Annotated in this window: 11 protein-coding genes; 3 read left to right on the top strand and 8 right to left on the bottom strand. The window is 54.2% G+C overall.

The features are described 5' to 3' along the window. Nucleotides 1–61: 61 nt before the first annotated feature. Nucleotides 62–1,036, bottom strand: coding sequence for an HTH-type transcriptional regulator CysB (gene cysB / locus EYY67_RS08735; protein WP_095921674.1), 975 nt, complete (start codon nucleotides 1,034–1,036; stop codon nucleotides 62–64). Between the two features lie 384 nt (nucleotides 1,037–1,420). Further along, nucleotides 1,421–4,018, bottom strand: coding sequence for a type I DNA topoisomerase (topA, locus tag EYY67_RS08730; RefSeq protein ID WP_131693327.1), 2,598 nt, complete (start codon nucleotides 4,016–4,018; stop codon nucleotides 1,421–1,423). A 461-nt stretch (nucleotides 4,019–4,479) separates the two neighbouring features. Here topA and EYY67_RS08725 point away from each other — a divergent pair, with 461 nt between their 5' ends. Then, on the top strand, nucleotides 4,480–4,731 hold the full coding sequence (locus tag EYY67_RS08725; protein ID WP_095921671.1) for a YciN family protein: 252 nt from the start codon (nucleotides 4,480–4,482) through the stop codon (nucleotides 4,729–4,731). A 128-nt stretch (nucleotides 4,732–4,859) separates the two neighbouring features. On the opposite strand, the gene sohB is transcribed toward EYY67_RS08725, so the two are convergent. Then, nucleotides 4,860–5,903 carry a protease SohB gene (gene sohB / locus EYY67_RS08720; protein WP_131693326.1) on the bottom strand — a complete coding sequence of 348 codons (1,044 nt, stop codon included), beginning with the start codon at nucleotides 5,901–5,903 and terminating at the stop codon, nucleotides 4,860–4,862. 343 nt (nucleotides 5,904–6,246) lie between these two features. Between sohB and EYY67_RS08715 the strand changes: the two genes are divergently transcribed. Together EYY67_RS08715 and cobO are read left to right on the top strand one after the other, a co-directional pair. After that, nucleotides 6,247–7,008, top strand: coding sequence for a YciK family oxidoreductase (locus EYY67_RS08715; RefSeq protein WP_131693325.1), 762 nt, complete (start codon nucleotides 6,247–6,249; stop codon nucleotides 7,006–7,008). A 14-nt stretch (nucleotides 7,009–7,022) separates the two neighbouring features. Beyond that, entirely contained in the window at nucleotides 7,023–7,613 is a 591-nt protein-coding gene (cobO, locus tag EYY67_RS08710) for a cob(I)yrinic acid a,c-diamide adenosyltransferase (RefSeq protein WP_131693324.1), read from the top strand. Nucleotides 7,614–7,629: 16 nt separating this feature from the next. On the opposite strand, the gene cobT is transcribed toward cobO, so the two are convergent. The 5 genes from cobT to rluB all read right to left on the bottom strand — a co-directional run bounded on the left by cobT (nucleotide 7,630) and on the right by rluB (nucleotide 11,699). Further along, nucleotides 7,630–8,673 (bottom strand): nicotinate-nucleotide--dimethylbenzimidazole phosphoribosyltransferase, encoded by a 1,044-nt coding sequence (cobT, locus tag EYY67_RS08705; protein WP_131693323.1) that lies wholly within the window; start codon nucleotides 8,671–8,673, stop codon nucleotides 7,630–7,632. 25 nt (nucleotides 8,674–8,698) lie between these two features. Continuing rightward, nucleotides 8,699–9,295: an alpha-ribazole phosphatase gene (cobC, locus tag EYY67_RS08700; protein WP_119827348.1), complete on the bottom strand. Its 597-nt coding sequence runs from the start codon at nucleotides 9,293–9,295 to the stop codon at nucleotides 8,699–8,701. A gap of 16 nt (nucleotides 9,296–9,311) precedes the next feature. Then, nucleotides 9,312–10,064: an adenosylcobinamide-GDP ribazoletransferase gene (gene cobS, locus EYY67_RS08695; RefSeq protein WP_131693322.1), complete on the bottom strand. Its 753-nt coding sequence runs from the start codon at nucleotides 10,062–10,064 to the stop codon at nucleotides 9,312–9,314. Between the two features lie 23 nt (nucleotides 10,065–10,087). Further along, entirely contained in the window at nucleotides 10,088–10,642 is a 555-nt protein-coding gene (gene cobU / locus EYY67_RS08690) for a bifunctional adenosylcobinamide kinase/adenosylcobinamide-phosphate guanylyltransferase (RefSeq protein ID WP_095921665.1), read from the bottom strand. Between the two features lie 136 nt (nucleotides 10,643–10,778). Further along, nucleotides 10,779–11,699: a 23S rRNA pseudouridine(2605) synthase RluB gene (gene rluB, locus EYY67_RS08685; RefSeq protein WP_232770494.1), complete on the bottom strand. Its 921-nt coding sequence runs from the start codon at nucleotides 11,697–11,699 to the stop codon at nucleotides 10,779–10,781. Nucleotides 11,700–11,958 lie beyond the last annotated feature (259 nt).

Here is an 11,958-nt window from a genome sequence, read left to right as displayed (position 1 = left end):
AAAATCCCGCCGCATCTTGTGAGGAGGCGGCGGGATCGCAAAGGAGAGTGAGCGTGACGACTTACTTGGTCGGCAACTTAATGTCTTTGAACATCTCTTCAATGTCTTCGTTCGAACGCAGGGAAATCGCGGTATCCACCACATCACGCGTCAGATGCGGCGCAAATCGCTGAATGAAATCGTACATGTAACTGCGCAGGAAGGTGCTGCGGCGGAAGCCGATTTTCGTGGTGCTGTAGGTGAAAATATCTCGCGCATCCACGGTCACTAAATCCGGATCCTGAACCGGGTCAACCGCCATGCTGGCGATAACCCCTACCCCTAACCCAAGGCGCACGTAGGTTTTGATGACGTCAGCATCCGTCGCGGTAAAGACAATGCGTGGCGTCAGACCGGCGCGGTTAAACGCGGTGTCCAGCTCCGAGCGGCCGGTAAAGCCGAAGGTATAGGTGACTATCGGATACGCCGCCAGCTCTTCGATGGTGACTTTTTCTTTCCCTGCCAGCGGATGATCCGGCTGTACCACCACTGCACGGTTCCAGTGATAGCAAGGCAGCATGATCAGATCGTCGTACAGATGCAGTGCTTCGGTGGCAATGGCGAAATCCGCATTGCCTTTTGAAACCGCTTCAGCAATCTGTGTCGGCGATCCCTGATGCATATGCAGCGAAACGCGCGGGTAACGCTCGATAAAGCCTTTAATCACATTAGGCAGGGCATAACGCGCCTGAGTGTGCGTGGTCGCCACATACAGCGATCCTTTGTCGGGATAGGTATGTTCACCGGCGACGGCTTTGATGGCATCGACTTTCGACAACACTTCACGGGCGATACGGATGATTTCCTGTCCGGCCGGTGTCACCTGTGTGAGATGTTTACCACTGCGGGAAAAAATCTGGATCCCAAGTTCATCTTCCAGCATACGGACTTGTTTGCTGATCCCCGGCTGCGACGTGTACAGGCCTTCTGCCGTCGAACTGACGTTCAGATTGTGATTAACAACCTCTACGATGTAGCGCAGTTGCTGCAATTTCATATCTCATACCACCCTGGTTTCAAACCCTGTCGCCATCCCTGTTCATCCAAAGGCTGAACAGTCTGGAAATGATTTTTTATCGAATACCGGAAGTCTGTGAACGCACCGTTTTATGCCCCAGACGCATTAGCTTATTACTTAAGTGCATAAGAATAAATTCTATATAACAATTATATCAATTATTAACGTCATGTATAGCCGGAGAACATAACGAAAATGGCAGGCAAACCTGCCCTGATAAGAAAAACAGCAAGAACCGGTCGATGATAGATCTTAATGCAATAAAAAAACCAGCCCAAAGGACTGGTTTTTTACAACTGCGCAACAGGATGCAGTGTTCCGGTTTTCGCCTGAATAATTCAGGTTGCAGGAAGGCGGCGAAAATTACTTTTTGCCTTCGACCCACTTACCATCAACAAAGAACGCCGTCCAGCCAGTGGCTTTGCCGTCTTTTTCCGAAGACACGTATTGCTGTTTGGTCTTACGGCTGAAACGCACCATGGCTTTATTGCCTTCCGGATCGGTTACCGGCGCATCGGCCAGATAACTCAGTTTTTCCGGCAGGCGATCTTTGAAGCGCTTGAGTTCTTCCACCAGCGGCGCACGGGTTTCGCGCGATTTAGGGAACGTATTGGCCGCCAGGAAGACACCTGCCGCACCGTCACGCAGAACGAAATAGGCGTCTGATTTCTCACACGGCAGTTCTGGCAATGGAACCGGATCTTCTTTCGGCGGCGCAACATCACCGTTACGCAAAATCTTACGGGTGTTTTTGCACTCGTCGTTGGTACAGCCCATGTACTTACCGAAACGTCCCATTTTCAGGTGCATTTCAGAACCACATTTCTCGCACTCAACAATCGGGCCGTCATAGCCTTTGATGCGGAATTCACCCTGCTCGATTTCATAGCCATCACATTCCGGGTTGTTACCACAGACATGCAATTTGCGCTGGTTATCGATGAGATAGCTGTCCATCGCCGTGCCGCATTTACCGCAACGACGTTTGGCACGCAGCGCGTTGGCTTCGGCTTCGTCACCTTCCAGAATGTTCAGCACTTCGGCGTCAGCAATCAGGTTGATGGTGGTTTTGCAGCGTTCTTTCGGCGGCAGGGCATAGCCTGAACAGCCGAGGAACACGCCGGTGCTGGCGGTACGGATCCCCATCGGGCGGCCACAGGTCGGGCACTCGATGCTGGTCAGCACCATCTGATTCGGGCGCATACCGCCTTCTTCAGGGTCTTTCTCGGCGGTTTCCAGTTGCTTGCTGAACTCGGTGAAGAATTCATCCAGCACGGCTTTCCATTCCGCCTTGTTGTTGGCGACCTGATCCAGACCGTCTTCCATGCGCGCGGTGAAATCGTAGTTCATCAGTTCGCGGAAATTATCTTCCAGACGATCCGTGACGATCTCGCCCATTTTCTCGGCGTAGAAACGACGGTTTTCCACGTGAACATAGCCGCGATCCTGAATGGTCGAAATGATCGACGCATAGGTAGACGGACGGCCAATGCCACGTTTTTCCAGTTCTTTCACCAGTGACGCTTCGCTGAAACGCGCAGGCGGCTTGGTGAAGTGCTGGGTTGGCAGCAACTGTTGCAGTTCGAGATCGGTACCCACTTCAATCACCGGCAAGGTGCGGTCTTCGTCGCCCTTACGCAACGCAGGCATCACTTTGGTCCAGCCATCGAAACGCAGCGTACGGCCTTTGGCGCGCAGGGAATAATCGCCCGCTTTCACCGTCAGTGTAGTGGAATCGTACTGGGCCGGTGTCATCTGACAGGCCACGAACTGACGCCAGATCAGCTGATACAAACGCTGCGCATCCGCTTCCATGTCTTTCAGTTGTTCGGACACCACCGCCACATCAGAAGGACGGATCGCTTCGTGCGCTTCCTGTGAATTCTCTTTGTTGCTGTATTGCAGCGGGGCTTTCGGCAGGTATTTATCACCGAAATTCTCACCAATATAGCCACGCACCATTTCCACCGCATCCTGACTCAGGTTGGTGGAGTCAGTACGCATATAGGTGATGTGACCGGCTTCATACAGACGTTGCGCCATCATCATGGTTTTCTTCACACCGAAGCTCAGACGCGTACTGGCCGCCTGTTGCAGGGTGGACGTAATGAAAGGCGCGCCCGGCTTGCTGCTGGTCGGTTTATCTTCACGATCCACCACGGTGTAGCGCGCTTTCTCAAGCAGCGACACGGCCGCGTGAGTTTGTTCTTTATTGACCGGCTTGAACGGTTTTTCGAGATGATGCGTGACTTCCATTTGCAGCGCGGTGTCTTTCTTCGCCAGCAAATCTGCATGCAATTCCCAGTATTCTTCCGGCACGAACGCTTTGATTTCTTTCTCGCGTTCCACCACCAGACGCACCGCCACGGACTGAACACGGCCAGCGGATAAACCACGGGCAATCTTCTTCCACAACAGCGGAGACACCATGTAACCCACCACGCGGTCCATGAAACGACGCGCCTGCTGAGCATTCACACGATCAATATTCAGTTCGCCGGGTTCTTTAAAGGCATTCTGAATCGCGTTCTTGGTAATTTCGTTAAATACCACGCGGCTGAAACGTTTTTCATCGCCGCCAATCACTTCCCGCAAATGCCAGGCAATCGCCTCTCCTTCGCGGTCAAGGTCGGTTGCGAGATAGATGTGGTCAGCTTTTTCCGCTAACGCTTTTAACTCAGCAACCACTTTTTCTTTACCCGGAAGTATTTCGTATTGCGCTTCCCAACCATGATACGGGTCGACGCCCATGCGATTTACCAGCGCGGTTTTCTCATCCTTTTTTACTTTTTTCTTTGTTTTTTCTTCGGTTGAGTTGGCGGTCTTTTTCGCAGCGGATCCACTGGTCGGTAAATCACGGATATGACCGACGCTGGACTTCACCACGTAGTCATTTCCTAAATATTTATTAATCGTTTTGGCTTTTGCCGGGGACTCAACTATTACGAGAGCTTTGCCCATAATTACCTTTACCTGAATGATTCTTCATAACCTGAAGAAGATTTTGTCTTGTTATGCCGCGGCACAATATCACGTCTTTTTTTATATTGCGGCAGTGAGTCAGAACGTCAACTTATTTCTTTCAAAGAAGGCGAGAACTGACTTCCAGAGGTTCAAAACACTGATTCTGCGAGGGATTAACCAGACAGGGCTCAGCAGAATGCGCCCGTTTTTATGTCAAATAATGACCAAGCGTAAACAAAACATTCCACCTGAAGCCACAAAATCCCACACTCTACCTGATAAAAATCGCCACGCAAACTAATTAACACCTAAACGCTCTTTTCGCCAACGTGCTCAGGGTTTTTAAAGAAACGCTCAATTTATGACCTGAACATTCCCCGATTACCCCCAGCCGATTTGCGGTTTTATCCACGTCAGGATTACAATAACGTCAGCAATTATAGTGGGGAGTAAATATCATGCACGAAAATACATCGGCAATTAGTCGCGAAGCTTTACTGATCGAAGCGAATAAGGTTATCCGTGAGCACGAAGATTACATGCACGGGATGCTGGCGACAGAGGTTGAGCAGAAAGGCAATGTGCTGGTTTTCCGCGGAGAGTTTTTCATGGATGACGACGGTTTACCGACCAGAAAAACCACTGCGGTATTTAATATGTTTAAACACCTGGCTCATCTTTTTTCAGAAAAATACCATCTCGAAGATTGAGATAAAAGAATCGCTAATAAAGGTGCACGCAACCGATAAACTTCAGTGATAGGTTAGCGTGATAAAAAAAGGGACGTACGTCCCTTTTTCTTTGCTTGTTATTTACCGTCACGCTGACTGAAACAGCCTTACAGCAGCGGTTTCTGGCTGCGCTGCAACCAGTGCAGGAACAGGCGATCGGCGCTTTCTGCCGCACTGCCGGTAAAACGATCCATCATGCGTTTGCGACGGCTGTAACGCACCGCAATCACCTCGTGATTTTTCATCTCGGCGATCAGTAAATCATCACTGGTACCAATGGCATCAATCAGACCATTTTCACGCGCCTGGGTCCCGAACCAGTGTTCACCGGTGGCGACCGCATTAATATCGAGCGACGGACGATTCTGGTGCACGAACTCCTTGAACAGAACGTGGGTTTCATTCAGATCTTCGCGGAATTTCTCACGCCCTTCCTCGGTATTTTCCCCCAGCAGGGTCAGCGTGCGTTTGAACTCGCCCGCCGTGTGCAGCTCGATATCAATGTCATTGCGTTTCAGCAGACGGTTGAAGTTCGGGATCTGCGCCACGACGCCGATGGAACCGATGATGGCAAACGGCGCGGCGACAATGCGATCTGCCACACACGCCATCATGTAACCGCCGCTGGCAGCCACTTTATCCACTGCCACGGTCAGACGAATGCCAGCCTGACGCAGACGCACCAGTTGTGACGCCGCCAGACCATAACCGTGTACCACCCCGCCCGGACTTTCCAGGCGCAGCAGCACTTCATCTTGCGGCGTAGCCACCGCCAGTACCGCCGAGATTTCTTCCCGCAACGACGTGACTTCATGGGCGTCCATGCTGCCTTTAAAGTCGAGCACATACAGGCAAGGTTTAGTTGCCGAACCGCCGGTTTTGGCCTGCAGTTTTTTCTGTTTTGCTTCAGCTTTATTTTTTCGCTTCAGCTCCTTGCCGTGAATCTTCAGTTCAGCCGGGTTCATACGCGCGCTGCGCATTTCCCGCTGCATGTCGCGGTACTGCTCACCCAAATCGATCAGTTGCAACTCACCTTTGCTGTGAGCTTTACGATGGCGCAGGCCCGCCACCAATACCACCAGCGCCCCGATGGCGATCACTACGGTCACGACTTTGGCCAAAAACAGCCCATAAAGAGAAAGTAAATCCACAAACCCGCCTTTTCACTGTGGTCAGAAAGATGCTGAACATTCTAGACAATCGCCACGGCGGCGTCTTGTTTGAATATGACATTGTCAACCGTACGTAAAACTGAGTGCGCCAGTGTTCCAATTTTGTTACAAAAGAGCTGTCCGTTTTTCGGTTAATCATTGAAACTCATGCGCATTTGAGGCATATAACCGGTGATCTAACCCGAAACGCCCAAAAATTTCGCCAAAATGCCGGATGTTGGTTGAGCCACTGTCTCCCGTTCCCGGCGTTTTGATTTTAAGAGCGCCCGATGTGATGACGGCCTTTTGCCGCCACATTGCTGAAAAAATATGAGGACAGACCGTGCATTATCATCCTAAATCCGACCTGCTGAATAACCGCATTATCCTGGTGACCGGCGCTGGCGATGGCATTGGCCGTGAAGCCGCCCTGACCTATGCCCGTTTCGGCGCGCAGGTGATTCTGCTGGGCCGCACGGAGAGCAAACTGGCCAACGTGCAGCAGGAAATCGCCGCGCGTAACCTGCGTCCGGCGTTCATTTATGCTCTGGATTTACTGACGGCCAGTCAGCAGGATTGCCAGCGCGTTGCCGGTCAGATTGCACAATGGGTGCCGCATCTGGACGGCGTATTGCATAACGCCGGTTTGCTGACGGACATCACGCCAATGGCTGAGATTAAGTTGCAGGACTGGATGAACGTCATGCAGGTTAACGTCAATGCGACCTTTATGCTGACCCAGGCATTACTGCCGCTGATGCTGAAATCCGCCAGTGCGTCACTGGTGTTCACCACTTCCAGCGTAGGACGCGAAGGCCGCAGCGGCTGGGGCGCGTACGCCGTGTCGAAATTCGCCACCGAAGGCATGATGCAGGTGCTGGCCGAAGAACATAAACATACCGGTCTGCGCGTGAACTGTATTAATCCGGGCGGCACGCGCACCAGCATGCGTGCCTCGGCCTTCCCTGATGAAAATAAAGACAAACTCAAAACACCGGCTGACATTATGCCGCTGTATCTGTACCTGATGGGCGACGACAGCCGCCGCAAAACCGGGATCAGTTTTGATGCCCAGCCGGGCCGTAAAGCCGGACCGGCAGAATAATCACGGAGTCACTGATGACCGAAGATCGCCACAAGCAACGCCAGCAAAAACTGAAAGAACAGGTTGATGCACGTATTGATGCCGCCAAAGAACAGCGCGGCATTCTGATTGTGTTTACCGGCAACGGTAAGGGCAAAACCACGGCGGCCTTTGGTACCGTCACCCGCGTCGTCGGGCATGGCATGCGCGCCGCGGTGATCCAGTTTATTAAGGGTGAATGGCCGAACGGCGAGAAGAATCTGCTCGAACCGCACGGCGTGGAATTTCAGGTGATGGCGACCGGCTTTACCTGGGAAACGCAGAATAAAGAAACCGATACTGCGGCCTGTCAGGCAGTCTGGCAGCACGGAAAACGCATGCTGGCGGATGCCTCATTAGATCTGGTGGTACTCGATGAACTGACCTACATGGTCAGTTTTGGTTATCTGGATTTGCAGGACGTGGTGGATGCGCTGAATACCCGTCCGGCGCATCAGACGGTGATCATTACCGGCCGTGGCTGCCATCGTGACCTGCTGGAAATGGCCGATACGGTCAGCGAACTGCGCCCGGTAAAACATGCCTTTGACGCCGGTATTATGGCGCAGCAGGGCATCGACTGGTAACGCCCGCCTTCATTTATCAAAGTTCTATCTGACATTCCGCCAGCGTCGCCATTTCATTGTGGATGGCGCAGGCGGCATCAATCAGCGGTATCGCCAGCACCGCACCACTGCCCTCGCCCAGTCGCAGATTCAGATCAAAATAGGGTTGCAGCCCCAGCGCTTCCAGCGCCAGCGTCGCGCCCTGCTCTGCTGAAAGGTGCGAAGGGATCAGATAGGGTTTCAGCGCGGGGGCGATCTGACAGGCCGCCAGCGCCGAGGCATAAGACAGAAAACCGTCCAGCACCAGCGGAATACCCGCCGCCGCTGCGCCAATCATCGCGCCCGCCATCGCCACCAGTTCGAAGCCGCCCACTTTCGCCATCACATCCAGCGCATCGGCCGGATCGGGCTTATTCACCGCGATGGCTTTTTCCACCACGCGGATTTTATGCGCCAGACGGTCTGGCGGAAGATTCGCCCCCAGCCCGACGGTTTTCGCAGGCTGAGCACCGGTCAGCACCGCCACCATTGCCGCCGCCGGTGTGGTGTTCGCCATACCCAGTTCGCCCACTGCCAGCAGAGACAAACCGCTTTCGGCTTTGGCAATCACCCTTTCCGCACTCCACACCAGCAAGGCTTGCGCCTGTTCGCGGGTCATCGCCGGGCCGGTGGCAATGTTACCCGTGCCCTGCGCGATTTTATGGCTGAGGGTACCGGGAATATCCGGGCCGATAATACCGCAGTCAATCAACGTCACCTGTGCGCCCGCCGCCCTTGCCAGTACCGAAACTCCGGCTTTGCCCTGCACAATATTCACTGCCTGAATGGCCGTGACGACCTGCGGAGAGGGCGTGACGCCCTCCTGCCAGACCCCGTGATCGGCGGCCATCACCAGCACTTCTTTGGCCGGAAAATGCAACGGCTGATCACCACGAATGGAGGCCAGCTGGATCGCCAGTTGTTCCAGACGGCCAAGGCTGCCTAAAGGTTTTACCAGACTGTCGAGCCGGGCCGCAGCCGTTTGTGCGGCCTGGGCATCGGGTTCAGCAATCTGACGGAGGATATTTTCCAGCGAAGCCATCGGTTGTCCTTACGGGTTTAAAAAGTTAAATACCGCTGTCGTTAAACCGCTGGATCACACAAGCGCCGTGACTCAGATCGATTTCACACAGGCAGCCCTGCTTAAACGGGAAACGCCACATGTCGGCAGGCGCCAGTTTAAGCATCATCGCCAGCAGCAGGCTGAGCGACCCCTGATGCGCGACGATTGCCAGCCTGCTTTCCTGCGGACGTAAATGCAGCTGCTGCAAAGCCTGACGGATACGCTGGGTAAACGCCGTAAACGATTCGCCCTGCGGAACATCGGCTTTCTGCCAGTCCTGACACCACGCCTGATAACCTTCGGCCTGAGTGGCCTCCAGTTCTTTATGATGGCGCATTTCCCAGTCGCCGAACGCCATCTCCTGCAACAGCGGCTGGGTTTCCATCGCCAGCTGGCGGCCTTGCGCAATGATGCTGGCGGTTTCGTGACTGCGGCGCATACCGGTGTGGATCAGCGCATCAAGCGGCGTTGACGCCAGCTGGCGGCCAACATGTTGAGCCTGACGCTGGCCTTCGGCGGTCAGCGCGATATCGCTGCTGCCACAAAATACCCCGTTGACGTTAGCCTGAGTTTGTCCGTGCCTTATCAGATACAGTTTCATGATGTTGTCCTTTATCTCAGTGCCATAACAGAAAGAACAGCATGGCCAGCTCGCTTAACTCGCAGGCCGCACCCAGCGTATCGCCGGTTTGTCCACCGATACGGTTGGCGATAAAACGCCGCAAGCCCAGCACACATAACAGCGTGATCAGCAGCGCAGGCAGTGACGATATCCCGCCAATCGCCAGCGTCAGCGCCGCCATCAGCAGCAGGGTGAAACAGAAACGTCCCTCGCTGATTTTGCCGATAAACAAATTTCCCATGCCAGACTCACGGGCATAGGCCTGATGAAACATCATCACCGCCATCATGCCCCGTCCGACCACCGGCGTGATGATAAGAAACGCCAGCACCGGTAATCCTTCAATACTGATCTGGTAAATCAGCGCCGGCCGCAGCACAACAGCCACGATCAATGCCAGCGCGCCGTTGGTGCCAATCCGGCTGTCGCGCATAATCTCGAGGATGCGTTCCCGGCTGCGCACTGAAAATAAGCCGTCACAACTGTCGGCCAGCCCGTCGAGATGCAGACCGCCGGTCAGCATAATGTGCGTGGCCACCACGGCAATCGCCGCCACCAGCACGCCGACATGGGGCATCAGAATCTGCCAGACCAGTGCGGTGAGTAAACCGATGACCAGCCCGACCAGCGGGAAGCAGACAATACCGCGGGGATAATCTTTCAGTCCGATGCCGTCACACCAGCGTTCCTTCACCGGAATGCGGGTGAGAAACTGTAACGTCGCCAGAAACAGACGCCATGTCGTCATACCCATGCCCTTTCTGAGTCGTGTTATTCGGAGGTTTTCACCGGCACCGGGATCCCGGAGACGATCAGATAAACATCGTCTGCCGCCGCGGCCAGTTGCTGATTCACCCGACCGGCAATATCACGAAACCGCCGCGCCAGCAGGTTATCCGGCACAATCCCCATGCCCACTTCGTTGGTGACGATAATCACTTCTGATTCAGGATGTTGTGCCGCCGCCAGCAACTGCGCGGTTTGCGCAAAGATATGCTGTTCAATGGCGTCAAAATCCATCTCTTCCGGTTGGGATTCACCGGCTATATCAAACAACAGATTAGTCATCATCGTCGTGATGCATTCGATAATAATGGTCGGAAACTGTTCCTGATGCGCAAGCACCACTTCACCCAGATCACGCCAGCTTTCAAACGTATGCCAGTGAGCCGGACGTTGCTGCTGGTGATAACGGATGCGGTCCGCCATTTCGGCATCAGTCACCACGGACGTGGCGATATACAGCACGTCACCGCCACGGTTTTGTGCCACCTGTTCGGCAAAACGGCTCTTGCCGCTGCGGGCACCGCCGGTAATCAGCATCATAATCGGCTCCTTACTTTCTGTATGTTCATTTAACAGGGGTCAGTAATGACGTTATGCCCTGAAATTTGAGCAAAAAAAACCGCAGTCACTGACTGCGGCTTATGAGCATAGTGGGAAGTCCGTCGCTTGTCAGCGATTAACCCCGTTTTGCGGGTCCGGTGGTACGACGTGCCGGTGCAACCTGCGTATGGCGCTTAACCGCGCGACGGATCTGGTTGGCCTTCACGCGACGACGGTCACGCTCAACCGGCAGTTTGCTGACGGTTTCTTCGGTCATATCGACCAGCGTGCGCAGATAGTTGATATCCGGCAGATCCAGCTCTTTATAGCCGCCGCGAGGCAGACCTTTAGGCAGGTTCAGATCACCGTAACGGACGCGGATCAGACGGCTGACCTGCACGCCAACGGCTTCCCACAGACGACGAACTTCACGGTTACGCCCTTCTGTCAGGGTCACGTTGTACCACTGGTTCAGGCCTTCGCCGCCCTGGAATTTGATCGAGCGGAATGCCGCAGGACCGTCTTCCAGCTGCACGCCACGGCTCAGCTGTTTGATTTTTTCATCATCAACCTGACCGAAAACGCGCACGGCATATTCGCGCTCAACTTCACGGCTCGGGTGCATCAGGCGGTTAGCCAGTTCACCGTCGGTCGTGAATAACAGCAGGCCCGAGGTGTTGACGTCGAGACGACCGACGGCGATCCAGCGGGAACCGCGCATTTTTGGCAGACGGTCAAAGACGGTCGGACGGCCTTCCGGATCGCTGCGGGTACACAACTCGCCTTCCGGCTTGTAGTACGCCAGCACGCGGCAGACGGTGTCCTGCGACTCCATCACCGACAGGATGTGGCCGTCGAGACGGATTTTAGTGCCGCCGGTGACTTCCACGCGATCGCCCAGTGTTGAGATTTTACCGTCAACACTGACGCGGCCAGCCTGAATCATCGCTTCGACTTCGCGACGTGAACCGTGACCAGCGCGCGCCAGGACTTTTTGCAGCTTTTCGCTTTGTCCTTCGGTGCTGTCCAGTGCGTTCTTAGGCTTCTGGTATTTCACTTCTTCTTCATCACCGTTTTCATCAAACAGTGCTTCCGCTTTCGGTTTGGTGCCACGCGGTTTCAGCGGCGCACGTGGTTTTTCAGCGCGGGCATTTTCCGGACGACCCGGTTTGCCACTGCGCGGTTTTTCGATACGTGAATTTTCAATGCGTGAATCGCCGCGACCTGCATCAGAACGTGGTTTGTCTGAACGTGGCTTGTCGCTGCGTGGTTTGTCAGTACGTGGCTTTTCGCCGCGCTTTTCAGCCCGTGACAGT

The sequence above is a fragment of the Rahnella victoriana genome, from assembly GCF_004330295.1.
GTDB classification, from domain to species: domain Bacteria; phylum Pseudomonadota; class Gammaproteobacteria; order Enterobacterales; family Enterobacteriaceae; genus Rahnella; species Rahnella victoriana.
The sequence above is the reverse complement of the archived record's forward strand: the minus strand, read 5'-3'. Positions and strand labels throughout refer to the sequence as shown.

Bases quoted from the DNA above. Each gene is read 5' to 3' on its own strand.
- cysB (WP_095921674.1), bottom strand. From the start codon at position 1,036: ATGAAATTGCAGCAACTGCGCTACATCGTAGAGGTTGTTAATCACAAT.
- topA (WP_131693327.1), bottom strand. From the start codon at position 4,018: ATGGGCAAAGCTCTCGTAATAGTTGAGTCCCCGGCAAAAGCCAAAACG.
- EYY67_RS08725 (WP_095921671.1), top strand. From the start codon at position 4,480: ATGCACGAAAATACATCGGCAATTAGTCGCGAAGCTTTACTGATCGAA.
- cobO (WP_131693324.1), top strand. From the start codon at position 7,023: ATGACCGAAGATCGCCACAAGCAACGCCAGCAAAAACTGAAAGAACAG.
- cobT (WP_131693323.1), bottom strand. From the start codon at position 8,673: ATGGCTTCGCTGGAAAATATCCTCCGTCAGATTGCTGAACCCGATGCC.
- cobC (WP_119827348.1), bottom strand. From the start codon at position 9,295: ATGAAACTGTATCTGATAAGGCACGGACAAACTCAGGCTAACGTCAAC.
- cobS (WP_131693322.1), bottom strand. From the start codon at position 10,064: ATGACGACATGGCGTCTGTTTCTGGCGACGTTACAGTTTCTCACCCGC.
- cobU (WP_095921665.1), bottom strand. From the start codon at position 10,642: ATGATGCTGATTACCGGCGGTGCCCGCAGCGGCAAGAGCCGTTTTGCC.